10 protein-coding genes are annotated in these 16892 nt (G+C 47.2%); 4 read left to right on the top strand and 6 right to left on the bottom strand.

Annotated features, from left to right (window positions below; all coding sequences use genetic code 11):
• Positions 1–184: 184 nt before the first annotated feature.
• From symE to hsdR, 4 genes are all read right to left on the bottom strand, one after another.
• Positions 185–514: an endoribonuclease SymE gene (gene symE / locus IAI47_RS16540; protein ID WP_008925501.1), complete on the bottom strand. Its 330-nt coding sequence runs from the start codon at positions 512–514 to the stop codon at positions 185–187.
• 225 nt (positions 515–739) lie between these two features.
• Positions 740–2092 carry a restriction endonuclease subunit S gene (locus IAI47_RS16545; protein WP_008925500.1) on the bottom strand — a complete coding sequence of 451 codons (1353 nt, stop codon included), beginning with the start codon at positions 2090–2092 and terminating at the stop codon, positions 740–742.
• A complete protein-coding gene (locus IAI47_RS16550; RefSeq protein WP_008925499.1) occupies positions 2089–3678 on the bottom strand; it encodes an N-6 DNA methylase in 1590 nt (529 codons plus the stop codon). The genes IAI47_RS16545 and IAI47_RS16550 overlap by 4 nt, the downstream gene beginning before the upstream one ends.
• A 72-nt stretch (positions 3679–3750) precedes the next feature.
• Positions 3751–7260 carry a type I restriction-modification system endonuclease gene (gene hsdR, locus IAI47_RS16555; protein ID WP_008925498.1) on the bottom strand — a complete coding sequence of 1170 codons (3510 nt, stop codon included), beginning with the start codon at positions 7258–7260 and terminating at the stop codon, positions 3751–3753.
• A gap of 513 nt (positions 7261–7773) precedes the next feature.
• Between hsdR and IAI47_RS16560 the strand changes: the two genes are divergently transcribed.
• The 4 genes from IAI47_RS16560 (at position 7774) to IAI47_RS16575 (ending at position 13309) form a co-directional block, all read left to right on the top strand.
• Positions 7774–8376, top strand: coding sequence for a hypothetical protein (locus IAI47_RS16560; RefSeq protein ID WP_187961154.1), 603 nt, complete (start codon positions 7774–7776; stop codon positions 8374–8376).
• Positions 8373–9341: a hypothetical protein gene (locus IAI47_RS16565; protein ID WP_187961155.1), complete on the top strand. Its 969-nt coding sequence runs from the start codon at positions 8373–8375 to the stop codon at positions 9339–9341. The genes IAI47_RS16560 and IAI47_RS16565 overlap by 4 nt, the downstream gene beginning before the upstream one ends.
• A gap of 30 nt (positions 9342–9371) precedes the next feature.
• Positions 9372–11285 carry a toll/interleukin-1 receptor domain-containing protein gene (locus IAI47_RS16570; RefSeq protein WP_008925495.1) on the top strand — a complete coding sequence of 638 codons (1914 nt, stop codon included), beginning with the start codon at positions 9372–9374 and terminating at the stop codon, positions 11283–11285.
• 833 nt (positions 11286–12118) lie between these two features.
• Positions 12119–13309, top strand: a complete 1191-nt coding sequence (locus IAI47_RS16575; protein ID WP_008925494.1) for a hypothetical protein — start codon at positions 12119–12121, stop codon at positions 13307–13309.
• 116 nt (positions 13310–13425) lie between these two features.
• On the opposite strand, the gene IAI47_RS16580 is transcribed toward IAI47_RS16575, so the two are convergent.
• Positions 13426–14742: an McrC family protein gene (locus tag IAI47_RS16580; protein ID WP_008925493.1), complete on the bottom strand. Its 1317-nt coding sequence runs from the start codon at positions 14740–14742 to the stop codon at positions 13426–13428.
• Entirely contained in the window at positions 14739–16799 is a 2061-nt protein-coding gene (locus tag IAI47_RS16585; RefSeq protein ID WP_008925492.1) for an McrB family protein, read from the bottom strand. Before IAI47_RS16585 ends, IAI47_RS16580 begins: the two co-directional genes overlap by 4 nt.
• Positions 16800–16892: the final 93 nt, after the last annotated feature.

Below are 16892 nucleotides of genomic sequence, written 5' to 3' on the forward strand. Positions count from 1 at the left end.
TTTACTTGTGAGGTATTGAGTAATGCCTGCCGAATAGCCATGGAATCAGTTCGGTGTTGTAAAGTGATGTAGCCTAACGATATACCAAGCGGGCCGCGAAAATGCAGCCTGAAATTTCCTCGCTCAACATTATACACCCTGATATTTAACCGCCCCCGATGCGATGTCGGGAGCGGCTTTTCCCTCAGACGACTTTCTGTTTACCGGTAATGGCCTGAATAAAATCCTGCACCTGCTTTTGTTTCCGCGCCGACAGCTTGCATACCTGGCGCAGCGACTGCATCAGTTCGCTCTCCTGCCGGGCAGTGAGCACAATACAGCCTTCCATTACCTTTACGTCTACTACTGTACCCATGGCAAAACCGGCAGCTTCCAGCCATTGTCCTTTCATGGTGATGGCGGGAATCTGACTGTAATCCGGATAGCGGCTCGCGTAGCCAACAGTTAATTGACGGTTATTTGAAGGTGAGACTTCTGGTTCAGACAGTTGTGCAATAGAATGGGCGTCAGTCATGATTACTATTCTCCGTAAATAGTAGTTTTGATTAGCGGCGCGGGTGTGTTGGCGCACATTCGCACCGCGCTAAACACCTGTACATATCATCAGGAAAGCGAAAAAAAGTCCAGCTGAAAGCAGCGTAAAATAAGCTGTTTATAAAATCATTTGAATATAAATATTAATTTTTTCTGGCTGAAAACAATAAGACGCGCACCGAAAAGGTGCGCAATAAAATAAGGATCAGAATTTTTTACGCGAGGCTTTTTTACCTGTGCTGGCTGCCCGTTCGGATTTAATTTTTTCAAGCAACGCGGCGGCGCTTTTTTCACCGCTGATCAATTCCGAATTTTCTGCCCGCCACTGGGCTGTGAGTTCACCACGGAATGCTTTCACAAGGATTGATTGAGTAAGGTTGTTGACGCGGGTTAAGGCATTGTTGACCTGTTTCTCAATGGTGTCGGCATAGGCGAAAAGCTGTTCTACACGGCGGACGATTTCATGTTGTTCTGGGAGTGTGGGGAGAGAAAGTGCAAGGCCTTTTATTGATGTCTGATTAATAGTATTTTGGCCTGCACTTGTTGACAAACTATTACGAAGATAGAAGCGGCCTTCACCTTCATTAGCTATGAAAGTTAAAAACCTAGAGGATATTTTTTCTGAATTTAAACGTAAACGTATGAAGTGGTCGCAAAAACCTTCGATTTCATAAGTCTGTTTATATTCAATAAACCTACCGGCTAAGTCTGCACTACCATTTACTCGAATAACTAAAATATCGCTTTTCTTTAGGGAGTATTTATTTATTTCTTTACTATCTAATGTGATCTTTCTTTCATTACCATGAATGCGTTGTGCATTTTTGAAATCCGCTAAACGTAATATAGTAATATCTTCGCCATCAGTTCCGCTTCGTTTTGCAAGACCATTACAAGAATCGATAATGAGCGTACCCAGCGTAGTGTTGTCCCAGCTAGTAATTACTTGGTTTTCCCTATAATCTTCTGTTAGTTTCCCACTAACTGCCGCAGCCAACACAGCCTGACGAAAACGTTTCAGGATTTGTGGGATTTGCTCAAGACGTGCTTTGGTGCTGTCAACCTGCACCAGCAACGTATCGAGTTTTTCAGCGATGATTTTTTGTTCGTCACGTGGCGCAAGTAAAAAATCGAATCTACTAAGGTCCTCTTTGTTAAATCCATTTTGTGCAGAGCGAGATAATAGTTTCAAAGGAAATTGAAATATCTCGGACTCAAGATAGTAACGAATATAGGAGCGTTCTAATTCCTGAGGATAGATCACTTTTGCAAGAGCAACATTGTATGCCCCTTCATGCCCTGTGCATATTCTTCCGAGAGATGCACCATATCGACCGATTAGCAAATCCTCTTTTCGGCATGTTTTTAGTTTTTTTGTCTCAGGAATATATGTTGGAACAGGTTTCTTACCAAAGTCCCTAATCTGTAATAAACGAATATATCCTTCTTTTTCCTCAGCAATAAACTCGGATTTAGGCGGTTGAGTTCCACCTTGTACATCCATTAAATCTGTAAATTTAGAGAGCACCCACCCCTCCGGCAATTTCCCCGCACTCATTCCTTCACCTCACCAAATGCTTCCTGCAGCAACTGACGCTGTGCATCGGCTTCATCGCTTGCACCCAGTTCACGCATTAGCGCATCCAGTTCGCCCATCGCCTGAACCAGTTCACCCATCGCTTCTGCCGCTAAAATACCTGGCTCTGGCAAACTGTCGGCGTCGATGCTGTCTTTATCTTTCAGCCAGGAGATATCCAGCGAATCGGACTTCGTTGTGCGGATCCATTCGCGGCTGAATTTGCGCCAGCGGCTGGTCGCCAGATGCTGATCGGTATTTTTGTTCTCTTCGCTGTCGGCTATTTCCGCCTCTTCGGCGTTAAAGCTCCACTCGCCTTCGCTGCGCGGGCTTAAGCCGTGCGGGTCTTCGCCAAATACACGTTCGAACGGCTGTAAATGGTCGTCGGTGAATGGCGTGCGCTTGCCAAAGCTCGGCATATTGGTTCGCAGGTCATAGACCCAGACGTCATCGGTGCAGTTCTTATCCTGCGTCGGCTTCGCCACGGTGCCCTTGGTGAAGAACAGCACGTTGGTTTTCACGCCCTGAGCGTAAAAAATACCAGTTGGCAGGCGCAGAATAGTATGTAGATGACACTTATCCATCAGATCGCGACGAATGTCGGTCCCTTTGCCACCTTCAAACAACACGTTATCCGGTACTACCACCGCTGCACGGCCGCCAGGGAGCAGGGTTTCAACGATATGCTGCATAAAGCAGAGCTGTTTGTTGCTGGTCGGATGAACGAAAGTACGGGTGATGTTGGTGCCCGCTGCGCTGCCAAACGGGGGGTTGGTCGCGACCACATGCGCCATCGGTAATGTTTCACCATCGCTGCCCAGCGTGTTTCCCAGACGGATTGCGCCACCGTGATCGAGATTCCCTTCTATGTCATGCAGCAGGCAGTTCATCAGCGCCAGACGGCGGGTGCCCGGCACCAGTTCCAAGCCCACGAAAGCGCGATGGATCTGGAAATCCTGCGTATCGTTATCCAGGTCATCCAGATCGTTGGTCTGCGACTTGACGTAGCGATCGGCTTCAATCAGAAAGCCCGCTGTACCGGCTGCCGGGTCCTGTACGATTTCACGCGGCTGCGGTTTCAGCAGGTGAATAATGGTTTTGATCAGCGGACGCGGGGTAAAGTACTGACCTGCTCCCGACTTGGTTTCGTTCGCATTCTTCTGTAACAACCCTTCGTACATATCGCCGAAGTCATCGCGGGATTTCCCGTGCGCACCGTTATACCAGTCCAGCGAATCCATATTGCTGACCAGCTCGGTTAACTGTTTTGGCTGAGTGATCGTGGTGTTGACGTTCTGAAATACCGCCTGCACCAGTTTCTGGTTATCAGCGCCCAGATGAACCAGCAGGTTACGGTAGAACTGCAGCTGATCCTGGCCGATGCGGGCTTTTAGATCATCCCATCGATAGCCCTCAGGCAGGTAGTCCGCTTCCTGACCGGTCTCTTTACACATCTTCAGAAACAGCAGCGAGGCGAGTTCGTTAACGTAGTTTTGATAGGAGACACCGCCGTCGCGCAGGTTGTCGCAGAGCTTCCACAGCTTCGCGACCAGATCGTTGTTGTTCATTGCGTATTCCGTAAATAAACAGCGGCCCTGTTCAGGGCCGCAGAAGAAGACATTGCCGGGGATGATAACGCGTTAAGCAGGCTCGTCCCAAATGTAATCGCTGAACTTATCGAGCAGGTTATCGAGATCATCGTCGAACGTTTTTTGCAGCATCGTTTTGCCGCCACGGCGATGGAAATTACCCGTTTTGAAGACGTCGTCGTCAAGCACCACCTTCTCTTTCAGCGCGGTGGCTAAACGATCGAGCCAAATCAGTTGCTCACTGTTCCAGTCGTTTTCGCCTTTTATGCGCTCAAGGGCATGGTCGACACGTTCATCAAATGGCTTTAGCGCATCACCCACCGCTGCACGGCGAATATGGCCGATCAGGCGGGCGGCGATATCTTCATTGCGTGTCTCTTTCCACGCTTTGCGCAGGGAAGACTCCTCGAAGTGCTGGCGATCAAACCACTCCTGCAGTTCGACCAGTCCTTTGCGTGTAAGATCGCGCGGACGATTAATCACTGCCTGCAGGGCGGGCTGCGCATTCGGGGAACGTTGTACCAGCGAATCAAAGGCTTCGAGGAAATCCTGCGGCGTGTCGTAATTCCCATAGAGCGACTTAACGCTAACCACTTCGTCGTCAATATCAAGGAAGATTGGCGCATCATTCAGGCTGTTGATATCTGCTTTGAGCTTCTCAAGACGGCCAATGAAGCCTGGCAGTTTGTTTAAGACTTCAGCACTCCAGTTCACCCCTTTTTCCCGCAGACGCGAAGCGAAACCGTTAAAATTAACACCTGCCGCGTCCTGGCATAGTTCATCCAGACGACGCACCTGCTTATCTACAGTTTCGCTGCGGTCACGATTAAACGTGGCCAGGCCGATAATACGCTGGAGCTTAGCGATCAGCTGTTCATGGCTGTGCTCGGCAAAGCTGCGACCATCTGCCTCGATCGTTTTGTGGGTCTCAGAATCAGTGATTTCATTGACCAGCGTTTGCAGTTCGACCTGAGGACGGACAACCACCGGGCGCATGGTATCGACACTTTCCAGCGAGCCATAGATATCGACACAGTCAAAAATCTTAAAGCTCGTTTTCGCTACCGCAGGACAAAGGCGCGTCGCACGGCCTTTCATCTGCTCGTACAGAATGCGGCTGCGTACCTTACGCAGGAAAACGATATTACAAATCGACGGGATATCCACGCCGGTGGTCAGCAGATCGACAGTGACAACGATATTTGGCAGCCGTTCTTTGTTAAAGCGGGTGATCATGGTCTGTACTTTGCGTGAGTCTTTATCGGCATCGCCGGTAATCTTGATAATCGCGTCGTGTTCCAGCTGCGGATACTTTTTCTTAAACGCGGCACGCAGCTCTTCCACTACCATATCGGCATGGTCATTAGTGACACAAAACACCAGTGTTTTTTGCAGCCCGGTTGGATCAAGATACTCGGTCAGTTCATTACAGACAGCGCGGTTAAATCCGGGAATAATCACGTCGCGGTTAAAACTGGCAACCTCAAATTCCTGCTCATCTTCCAAGGTATCGTTGATCATTTCACCCTGCGAGTTAATGCGTTCTACCTGCGCTCCCTGAGCAAGATAGACGCCCTCCTGTGCATTGCGAGTTATGATCTGAATCGGCGGATCCTGGTCGATAAGATAACCGTCGATAACCGCAGTACGGTAGGTGTAGCGATAAACCGGATCGCCGAAGATCTGCACCGTATGCAGTGCAGGCGTGGCGGTCAGCGCGACTTTGACGGCATCAAAGTGGTCCAGAATACGACGATAGGCTGAGACATAATCAAGCTGGCTGCGGAATTGCAGTTCTCCCTCAGTCTGCTCTTTATCAAGAATGTAGCCACGATGTGCTTCATCCACGACGATACAGTCATAACGGCCAACCGGCATGGGTTCGTCCGATTGCAAGGTGCGTTTAACCAGCGACTGAACCGTGGCAACGTGAATTTTAGTACTGTCTTCCGGGAATTTATCCGTCAGCCCTTTGATATCGAAGATGCTATTAAAGGTATCGCCGTTAATACGCGTATCGTCAAATGCGCCCAGTGCCTGCTCACCGAGAGAACGTCGGTCCACCAGAAAGAGAATGCGCTTAAAACGCTGGGACTGAATAAGACGGAACATCAGAGCGATCGCGGTACGGGTTTTGCCTGTACCGGTGGCCATCGCCAGCAGGATCTCCTGCTGCCCATTCACGATGGCAGTTTCTACCGCCCGCACAGCATCTTCCTGATAGTAGCGCAGGCCCAATTCGCTCATCTCCGGATTATCAGCAAACCACTGATTTTGCCTCTGCGGATCGCTGCCGAGCATATCCAGCAGCTCTTCCGGTCGATGCCACTCCGGCAAGGCTTTCGACATGTTGGTGGTGTAACGGACGTCACGATACCAAATGCCACTTTTGGTCTTCATCGCCGCGCGGTATTCGCGCCCGTTGGTGGAGTAGCAGAAGGGAATTTTAAAGCGCTGTTCACCGCTGGTATCCTGCCAGCTGATTTCATACGCTGGCACCGCTTCGTGCACCTCTTCGGCAGCGAACTCTTCCAGTAACGTATCGCGCAAGAATGCATTGTCGAAGTATTTACTGTAGCGATAGGACTCGTTAAGTTTATCGGGAACGTCGATATTTTTACGTTTCGCCTCAACGACCGCGATGGGCTTAAGGCCAACGAATAAAACGTAATCTGCAAAGCCCTGCTTGCCCGTTTCATCTTTACCGGTTGGCCATTCAGCAATTGCTTTACTGACACCCGGCTCCGGACGTGCGCCTTCTGAGAAGCGCAATGCTTTGCTATCGGCCTGCCAGCCAGCTTTACGCAGCTGCGCATCAATCAGGAAGCGGCTTTCTTCTTCTGTCAGGTCGAGCGTACGTTTGATGGCCTGATCGGTAATTTCATTCTGATAAGCTTTTCGTTCCTGCTCGGTCTGTTTCGCCAGCTCCGCATTTTTCTCAGCCAGCTGGGCTTCAAGTGCCGCGAGCCGTGCCTGCGTTTGTGCTTCGGTTTCCTGCTGCTTACCTTCCAGAATAGCGATATAACCATTCAGACTGATCAGTTTTTGTTGCTGCGCTGCCAGTTCTGACTGACTCTGCGCTTTTTCGCGAGTCTGCTGTTCCAGCTGCTGTTTCAGTGTCAGCACTTCCTGGTAGTAGAAGTTTTCACCACGTTCCGGCAATGCAAAGACAGGTACCGCGAAGTCATAATTTTTGGTGACCAGACGGTAGTACCAGACACCCAGACGGAAACCGAGCCGCAGACACATCTGCGCGTCGTCGAGATCGTTATGGTATTCATGCACCGCCTGGTTACCAATACGGCGCAATTTGTGGAATACAGAAAGGATGGTGTCGTCAACGAACGCAATTTTACCCAGCTCACGCAGGAGATCGTGTTGATTCTCGCAGGTCGGTATACCCAGCAGCAGGCCAAGATGTTTAGCTGTCGCTTCACCAAACATACGCATCTTAACCAGCGTGGTGTTGGGATCGTCCGGATAATTGTTCTCCGCCGCGCAGGCGATAGCGTAAGTAAAGTCGTTGACGCCTTTAAGAAACTCAAAGCTGGATTTAGTCATCAGCAGTATCAATCCATCACTGTGCAGGCCTCTCCGTTATTGAGACCCGTAACTTTTTAGCTTAACTTTTTCTAATGTGTTTAACAATGGATAACAGTGCCTCAACAGGCCGATTCTTACTACCTGTTTAAACAGACTCATAATGCGTTTTTTGATTTAGCTTTATTGCGCCAGCCGGAGCATGAAAGGGATACCTGTCCGATTTTAGTACTGTACAGCGATTATCCCTTTGCTCTTTGAGAGCAGGCGACTTTAGTTTTGCCCTATTCTGCATACAGAATGCAAAACATGGGCCTGTAGTGAGACAATACTTTGCCTGATCTCTCAATTTTATTTTTTGACTGTGTACAGGTAATCACATCCGGGCTGTACTCTCTGGCTGTTCACTATTGCTTTTTTTCCTGCCTGCTGATGCAGACTTAGAGATTCAAACTATTGACTTTGGCAGTTGTAATGTTAAAGGCATCCTGTATTCTGTGAGAAAAATAGCCTGCTTAACTGAAGGGATAACGTATGCCTGCCGAGGGAAAATCCGTCTGGGGAATTACCGGTCATCGGCGCATACCAGATCCTGAAAATCTGTTTAAAACAATATTACGTCAGAGTGAGTTACTGCTAGCTGATGGTAATGCGGTATGTGGCTTAACGCCGCTTGCGGAAGGTGCAGACCGCATTTTTGCTCAGGCATTATTACAACTGGGCATTCCTTATTGCGTACCACTTCCCCTTGAACAGAAAAATTACGAACATGATTTTCCAGATTCCCTCGCTGAATTTCATTCTTTACTGGAAAGGGCGCAAACGGTCTTTACTCTACCGCGCTGCCCATGGCTAGCGGAAAGCGAGATTCAGCCTGATGTTTACGGCAGAAATTTTCAGTACCTTAGCGTAGGCGTTTATATCGCAAACCAATCCGATGTTCTTTTCTCTGCATGGAATGGCAAGCCGGCACAGGGAATGGGTGGCACTGCCCAGATTACTCATCTGTTTCAGGACTTTACTGTTTTGAAAACCGCAGTTAATAATGAGCAATATTATTATTTCCGAGCCCTGGGCAAAAAAAAAATAGTGACTAATCGCAAATTAATACCTTTGGATGTGGTACAGGATAAATGAACCCTTTACATTTTACGCTTAAAAAAATCTCAACATGGCATAACGCCTATTTAAAAAAACATAGCCAGCATGAGCAAAGCCATCATGAAGAAGCCTCTCCGTCTTCCTACACCGATGAGTGGCATGATCTGAACTGGCATGAAGAACAGTCGCATCATTACAGTTGCTTATTTCGTGGCGGCGTTCTGCTAAGTTATACCCTTGGATTCCTTGCGGTAGTGTTCGCAGTCATCCCTATTTCTGGAATAATTCGGGAAGAAACCATTCATCATTATGGCTTTTTATTTGTATTACTGGAACTGATCGCAATTGCGTTAATTATCGCCATCTATGTTTCCGGCATGTCAAACAAAGATAATGGATCTGGCCGTCTTCTATTTCAGAACTGGCGGGGAAACTGGCAGCGGCATCGTACTCATAGTGAAATTTTACGCTATCAGGACGCGATAGTCTGGCTTAAACCAGACAATGTGATTCGTAAGTATCATATTCCGGATGCCGTACTGAATGCCTCCATTCCCTCCGCCGAAACGATGTTTCGCCGCTTACAAGTAATACTCGCCGAACAACAGGCCTACAACGCTCAGAAAAAAAACGAATATCATTTTGTTCAGCATCGCCTTCATACTATTGCCAAATGGAGCTTTATTCTGACGCTGGTCTGCTGCCTGGCGCACTTTTTTGTCCACTCGGCCGCGCTTTCTGCCCTTTCTGCCATTCTTCCCGCGCTTGGCTCATGTTGCCACGGCATTGCCTCAACCGCTGAATATGAAAAATTAGCGCAGCAGTGCCATCAGACAAAACTATTGCTGGATAACTTCGCACAAGGACTGGTTGTTAACGAGCAGAGGTTACTGACAGATGAAGCCGCGCTGCGCAAAGAAGTTAAGCAGTTCCTTGAAATAGTATTGGATGACAGGGATAAGTGGTACATCTTCACTAGCTCCAGCAAATTACCACTATGACTTTATTTTGATTTCAGGAAAGAGATAGATATGTCATCACCAATTTTTATTAGCCACTCTTCCCGCGATCGGGACTGGGCCTATCGACTCATTAACGATCTGGAAAAACGTGGCGTTCCTTGCTGGATTAGCTCACGTGACATTGAACCCGGTGCCGATTATCAGAAATCTATTGTTGATGCGCTTGAGGCGGCTCCAGCAATGGTGCTGTTATTTAGCGACCACGCGAATAATTCCAAAGAAATCCCGCGTGAAATGGCCATTGCCAGTGGCCAAAGTAAACCGATGATACCGGTACGAATTGAAGATGTAGTCCCACGTAATGCGCTGGTGTATAGCCTGACTAATGCTCAGTTCCTTGATTTGTTTGCTAACTATGAAGGAACCATGACACGACTGACGGAAGCGCTTCTCCGCCAGATAGCCGCCAGTAAACTGAATGTTTCCGGTGCGAGGCCCGCTATCGTAGTCGATAATCCGGCACTGACAGAAAGTTTAAAATCCAGCGACGTTAAAGATCCCACGAAGCATGCCCGTTCTGAAAAGGTTACTTCACAGAAACCAAAATCCAATAATAAAATCTATATGGGCGTCGGTGCACTAGCGCTCATAGCGATTTCTGGCGTTGTCATCGTGACATCGCGGGATGACACGCCTCAGACGCAGACCGTTCAGCCAGCACCGTCTCCACAGGCTGCTCCCTCTGCCACTAAATCAGCGCCATCTGAAGCCGAGCAGCCACAGCATCGTGAAGCCAAAGTGGTGACACCTTCACAAAATCCCACCCGCTCTGCCGCACCTGAAAAGGAAGCAGCAACAGACGACATCAGTACATTGGTAGCCAGCACCAGACAACTGCCTCCTGGTGATCGTATTGAGGCATTACAAAAAAGTCCGCTAATGGAAAGTCAGAAGCTCACTGCGGAACAAATGCTGTCGCTGCTGAGCGGCACTAAAAACAGCCAGCGTAGCAATCTAATCGAAAATCTGCTGCCTTTCACAGAGCAACCCATTGCTGTTCCTGACGCGCTGAAACTACTGAATTTAACCGGTGATAGCTGGGCATCTGCAGTCACTACGTTAAATCCGGCCTTACAAGATAACCTCAAAAGTGAAGAGGTTCTGGCATTGCTGGGAACCACTTCATCCTCAAGCCGCGCTCGCGTACTTGAGCACATTGCTCCCAAAGCCGTTGCACCATTTGACCTGGCCATTGTCGAGAGAATCTTAAGGCCGATGAATGATAGCCGAAGCGGAGCCATTCGCACGCTGGTCAATTTGCTGCCTCAGCCGCTTCCCGAAGAGAGCTTTGGCATGTTATTGACGTCCATTAATAATAGCCAGCGCAGCAATACCATTGAAGCGATGCAACCAGTGCTTCCAAAAACGCTGACGCTTTCCGGCGCACTGAAACTACTCGAAAATACGAATGACAGCTGGACCGCTACACTTTCTACACTTGCGCCAAGGCTACCTGATAATCTAACTGCGGCTGAAGGAGCGCATTTGTTAGGTAATACGCAAAACAGCGCACGTTCACGCGGCCTGGAATCGTTGGTTCCTCATTTAGCTGCTGGACTGAAGGGGAGCGATACAGAATCTATCTTAAGAAGCATGAACGATTCGTGGTATTCCGGGGTTTATTTACTGGCTTCACGACTGGCAAAAGATCAGGATAGCACATCAGTTCTGACACTTTTGGGCATGACTAAGAACAGTACTCGCCAGCGGACAATAGAAGCATTAGGTAGTGTCTTGCCCGCTAAAATCAGCGTGGATGATGCGGTAAATATGCTCAATGGCACGGGTGACAGCAGGTTATCAACAGCCATCTTTTTACTGCCTTATTTACCATCGCAGCTTAATCAGCAAGATCTGGATAGCCTGGCGGGAAATATGAGCAAATCTGACCGGCTAAGACTGGTTGAGGCAATGAAACGGTAGCTGCTCGCTATTAGCAAATTAGAGGAAGGTCCAGGGAGGGGCCTTCGATCAAAACGTTAATGTTCATAAATCTGCCTTAAATCCTTTACACCTTTTATTTCAGGTAATTTGCAGGCTATTCCTACAGATTCGACCGGACTAACCTTCACCTTATTTTAACCAGATGAGGGAGCTCTGAAGAGAATGTGCGTGATTACAAACATTATTGAATGATGCAATATCCGTTGATGAGCATATCTCTTTTCAGTTGATGTTGACTGAAACAGGCTGAGGGATTAGACGGGGTAAACGCTGCAAATTTCAGAGCTCAGACACAAAAAAAGCCGCCCTTGAGCGACTTTAATTTGCATACGTGGTGCGAAGGCCGGACTCGAATTTCACACCCAACAGACTGATATCAATGTAGTTTAGAAGCAGGAATAAATGGTTATACCCGCACTTGTACCCACAAGTTACAATCCGTATAAAAAACAGACAACATTAGTGGGTATAAAGCTATATCAGTAGAACACTTATAAAGCTTTGAATGCAAGATCCAGGTAGGAAGAGCTGCTTTCCTGAAGGGCAACAACTGAACATAATCACCTGAGAGGTAGTTGGTGAGCTATGACCTAAAATGGAGTCATTAGCTAAATAGCTGTTCCGAATACCGCTCCACTTGACGCACTGAGTGGTTTTTAGCCAATTAACCATAGTGTTCAGTGAAGCACTGTGGTAGCTGGATTTCTTGCCGATAATGAGTAATCCCTTACGCAGCAAGGCTCGACACAAGGTGTAGCACAATTAGGAACAGCTATTTAGGCCATATGTCAAACTTGGATGGATACTAGAATATGGAAAATAACAGAATAAACAAACGCTTTATAAAAATACGTTCTTGGTTTTTAACAATCCTTACACCTGCGTTCGCGTCAACTTCTATTGCGGCATTGTTTGTCTGGTCGCATCTTGCGCGTATTGGACAAACAGGACTTTTTTTTGACAGCATCTCTTTTTCATCATTATTCAGTTATCTGATGGTCTTTGCTTGTGTCAGCATGCTCCTTTTTTGCATTGTATTATTTATGCCCTCGATACTGACGGGACTCTTTATTTCCAACTATCAGGGGGAAAGCAGTTTCCGGAATGAGCTGACAGAAAACAACATCAAAATCGTTCTTCTGACCTCGCTATTGTCAATACTGATATTTTTTGGCTATTTTTTCCTCATGCACAACGTTGGAAAAGAAGTTGCACAGAATGTGTCACTTCAGTTAAGTACTATTTGGCTTTGCAGCTTTATACTTTCCCTGTGGTTCAATGGCTCTATTACTTATAGACTGATAAGCACAGAGGGTAAGTGGAAGAAGATCAAAAAGGTTCTTTCTATGCATTTTTTACAACCAGTGCTCTTCTCCCTTACAGCCTGTATATATATTTTTCCTCTTGAGTTATTTCTTCGTACGTTGGAGTTTCCGGACGGAACAAACGAGATCTGGCAGGCGTTGACTGTTATAGCGCTATCCATGTTCCTGATTATTTTCTCACTTATTCCCGGCGTTGTTTTCCTCAGGTTAAGAACCCGCACCAGCTTGTTACATCAAGTAACTGTTACGGGTGGAATCATGGCTGGAATACTATTCCTCATTTTTACTTTTGTGCATATGGTACCAGCGTTGATACTAACGATGTTCCTTAAAACATCAGGGATAATGGACCTGACACCTCATACTTATGGCGTACCGACTGCCGCATATCCTGCTGAATATTTTAGAGACTCGGCCTGGCAGAGTGTACGATCTTCAGATGAAAAATACTATTTACTTAAGGCAGTGAAAATTTATTCACTCGGAGACATACGCCTTATCTGTCCACTAAATATCATTCAATCATACAAAGACAGTCTTCAATACCAACTATTGGATACCGCCTATGATGATAGCGTTCGTGGCAAACTTCAGGATGCAGTTTCTCATTGCCGTAGGGTAAAGAGTCAGGAGCTGCTGACACTTGAAAAATTACCACAGGTGGAAACCAAAAAGTAAACATGCAAGAAATGCGCAGGGATGTCCACTTAAGCAAAAAGTGGACATCCCGTGGTGTTGGAATGGTATTACCCATCACCGATATGGCTAACCGTGAAAAGAGAATAACAGGGATTTTATATCAAGTTTTTCCCATCAGGGAAATGCAGGCCAGAATTTTGCAAAGTGTCGCCAATGATAAATGGCACAACCCATAAACGCAGCGGGTTTTCCTTTTGATGGCTGAATTCATAGGGATGAGCTGATGGCTGATTAAAACCCTCATGTGAAGGGTAAATCAGAAGCATATCCCCTATTCCATCCTGATAGTTCAAACCGTAGGCCAGCAACTGGTAGAGGTCAGCCTGCGACTGTTCGAGTGTCGCCTTTCCGCTTTCCACCATTTTCCATTTAACATCACAAATCATCGCCTGATCCCCATTCTCCCCACGGGGTCGTAGATGGATATCGGGCCTAAGCTTAAAAACTCCTTTGCCATTGAGACGAACCAAGGTGTGCGAATCCACCTGTGCCTTGACATGCCAGTTATCGTTACAACGATGACGCATCCACGCAGTCACAAAAGATTCAAACACAGCTTCCATTGGGAAAAGCAGTGAAATTGCGTTGGCGTCACCCTGCATGCAGTGGGGCGACTGCCCCATCAAAATCAGCCGCGCCCACGCCAAAGCAAGCTCATAGTGACGCATATGTCGGTCGAGACACACCTGGTCGAAGGCAATGCGAAAATCACCAACAGGCGCAATATCGTCAAAGTGGACCTGTAAAGAGTTAACTTGTAGTAGTAACTGTGGATTGCTGATCTGACGGCGAATTTTATCGATCGCAGCTCTCAGTATTCGGTTTTCCGGACGTTCAGCGCTGTAATCGTCAAACTCCACTTGAAAGCGATCCCGACGCACACAGTTTTTGCTTAATTGTGCGGAGACCCGTAACTTTCCTTTCATCCAGGGCAAATTGTCCTGCTGACGTATATAGTCACGCTTTAAACCTTGGCGCACAATCTGCTGTACGCTATCGATAAACTGTTGAATAAATACATCCATCAGCGGCATCTTCGAGGTTCGAACTCTGGATGCTGAAGTGGCAATATGGCGAAAAGATTTTAGCGTACGTAGCATCATCAAAAGCTGCTGACGCGCATTATCAATGTTCTCATCACGCCGCCCCGTTTTTGGCAACACTTCAATAAACGCATTTCCTGGAAGAGAGATAACACCAGCATAATTTTTTACTTGCAGAGTTTTTACACTCCCCCGGCTGCGCAGGGTTAGCAGACGATGAGTGTTATCCGCGTCATCTTTCAGACACCGTTCCTCAAGCCACTCAAACAGCCTGGAGGGCAAAACGACCGCATTATTTATGCGGCCACCATCTTTCTCATCAATCAGAAGTCCGTACTCGAAGACGGTAAAGTTTTGACAAGATGTCATTCCCTGCTCCCAGGTTTACTATTTTTTGGCGCATAAATTTGTTGCCAGGCGAGCGGATTATTCCAGACATCATCGCTCTCAGAGGCCAAATGGAAACTGGCACCGATATCATGCAGATCTTCAGTTCCGCTATTGCCAAAAAGATCCGCAAACTGTTTCTGGTCTTTCACCTCGCATACGAACTGTAGGTGCGGGTTTTCACTTTTCTGATTGTCGCCCAGCACCATGCGGATTTTTTGCCAGTCGTTGTAGAAGTACTCTTCCAGCAGAGGCAACACTTTATTTCGCATAATCCGCTTCAGCCTTTCGAAGGCCAGCTCTTCGTCCTCTTTAGCCTGTACAACCGGAATGAAAAAAGCATGGCCCAGAGTATGTTCTCTGTCGTACAGCACCTGAATACGGTCATTAAGTGTCTGTAACAGTCGTGGCAGATCAATGCCTTTGACGACCGTATCTTTCAGAACCGTGATATCCGGCAGCATCGCTTCAAACTCAAATCGGCGACGCAAGGCGGTATCCAGTGCGGTGAGCGAACGGTCAGCGGTGTTCATTGTGCCGATTAAATAAAGATTGTTCGGGACGCTGAATGAGGTAGAAGAGTAAGGCAGCATAACGCTAAGCGCCTCCGGTTCTCCGAATCGTTTTGAGGTTTCAATCAGAGTGATCAGTTCACCAAAGATTTTGGAGATATTGCCACGGTTGATCTCGTCAATAATCAGAACGTAATTTTGTCGTTTTTCAGATACTGATTCCTGTGGATTGGAAGGCAAACCTTCCTGTTTAATCAAGTAATTAAGGATGCTACGTACATATGACGGATTGTGTACCTTTGCCTGAGGGTTTTGGTAAACCAGACTGATATTCTTAAGGTAAGCATTGTAGCCCTGCCCTAAATCTTCTTTTTTCGATTGCGAAGGGAAAATACCGAAGGTGGTCTGGCTTTTGTAAGCCAGTTGGAAGGCTTTGCCCTGCAGTGTTTCAAGGGTAATGCTTCCAGTTTCAGATAAACGTTCTTGTAGGCGGGCAAGTGCCTCGTCAAGCTTCTGCTGAACACCGGCGTGACCAAAAGCAGCATCTTCACAAATTTGCTTAAAAATGCCCGCTTTGATTTCGTAGCGCACATTGCCGTCTTCGGTAGTCTCTGCTCTTAGCCCTTCGATGAACTCTTCATAGCCAAAACTCTGATGGAAGGTGATAAAGCGCACCCGCTTTTCAGCAATAAGTCGGTCATAAATCTTTTTCAGCTCACGGCGTTTTTCGTGCTCCTCTTTACCTTCCTGAAGCGAGTAGGCTGCCGGTTCACAAGCACGTACGGCCAGATCGATTGTGCGGTAAGTTTTACCAGTACCTGGCGGACCATAGAGGATAGTATTTTTTGGCAGTTGCGGGGTGGTAACTTCCTCGTCTTGATCGTCTTCCGGCAAGGTAGTCTCGTTACCAATTAATCCAATATCGTTCTTCTGAATAACCTGCGTATAGAGATGCCAGAGAGACATATTCAGCTCGATAGGATCGACATCATTACCTAGTGCGCGGTGCAATGCTTTCTTGAGATCAAGATTGCGAGCGAACCACTCCTGATCCTCTGAAAGGCCAAGTTGAAAATGGTTATTGCAGTAGTTGTAACTGCTAAAAAAATTGCTGATATTCACGACATTCGTAATTTTTGACGGATAGAGAGCGGCAAAGGCGCGATGGCAGAGAGCCCAGTACACCTTGTTCAATATTTCGTCCGCTTTAAGTTTAATAAGGCGCTTAATCACCCGGTCGTAATTCTCCTGCGTACACTCTTCTGCCATCATGCGAGTGAGAGAGAGCAGCTGTTTTTGCGCCGTTTCGAATTCAAATTGGGACATACCGCCCTGTCGGAGGCTGGAGATGCCATTACTACGCTCGTACCAAATCTGTCGAATTGTATCCGTAGAAAAGTTGGGTTTTTCGGCTTGAATCTGTTCTACAAGCTGACGATAGTCTTTGCCCCAATCGGGGCTGTATTGATTATTTTTTGCGATATGAGAATGAAAGAAAGAGGCTAATGCAGAGGAATCCTGAACCATCACATACTCCGTGTGTAAGGCGATTTAGAAATGGGATATCTGCATCTTATCGGATTAATCTTAATTCAGTCACTACCTGTTCAAGGGAAGCAA

Source organism: Pantoea sp. MT58 (genome assembly GCF_014495885.1).
In the GTDB taxonomy this organism is placed as follows: Bacteria; Pseudomonadota; Gammaproteobacteria; order Enterobacterales; family Enterobacteriaceae; genus Pantoea; species Pantoea eucalypti.

Excerpts from the sequence above, each read along its gene's own strand:
- symE (WP_008925501.1), bottom strand. The coding sequence starts at position 514 with ATGACTGACGCCCATTCTATTGCACAACTGTCTGAACCAGAAGTCTCA.
- IAI47_RS16545 (WP_008925500.1), bottom strand. The coding sequence starts at position 2,092 with ATGAGTGCGGGGAAATTGCCGGAGGGGTGGGTGCTCTCTAAATTTACA.
- IAI47_RS16550 (WP_008925499.1), bottom strand. The coding sequence starts at position 3,678 with ATGAACAACAACGATCTGGTCGCGAAGCTGTGGAAGCTCTGCGACAAC.
- hsdR (WP_008925498.1), bottom strand. The coding sequence starts at position 7,260 with ATGACTAAATCCAGCTTTGAGTTTCTTAAAGGCGTCAACGACTTTACT.
- IAI47_RS16560 (WP_187961154.1), top strand. The coding sequence starts at position 7,774 with ATGCCTGCCGAGGGAAAATCCGTCTGGGGAATTACCGGTCATCGGCGC.
- IAI47_RS16565 (WP_187961155.1), top strand. The coding sequence starts at position 8,373 with ATGAACCCTTTACATTTTACGCTTAAAAAAATCTCAACATGGCATAAC.
- IAI47_RS16570 (WP_008925495.1), top strand. The coding sequence starts at position 9,372 with ATGTCATCACCAATTTTTATTAGCCACTCTTCCCGCGATCGGGACTGG.
- IAI47_RS16575 (WP_008925494.1), top strand. The coding sequence starts at position 12,119 with ATGGAAAATAACAGAATAAACAAACGCTTTATAAAAATACGTTCTTGG.
- IAI47_RS16580 (WP_008925493.1), bottom strand. The coding sequence starts at position 14,742 with ATGACATCTTGTCAAAACTTTACCGTCTTCGAGTACGGACTTCTGATT.
- IAI47_RS16585 (WP_008925492.1), bottom strand. The coding sequence starts at position 16,799 with ATGGTTCAGGATTCCTCTGCATTAGCCTCTTTCTTTCATTCTCATATC.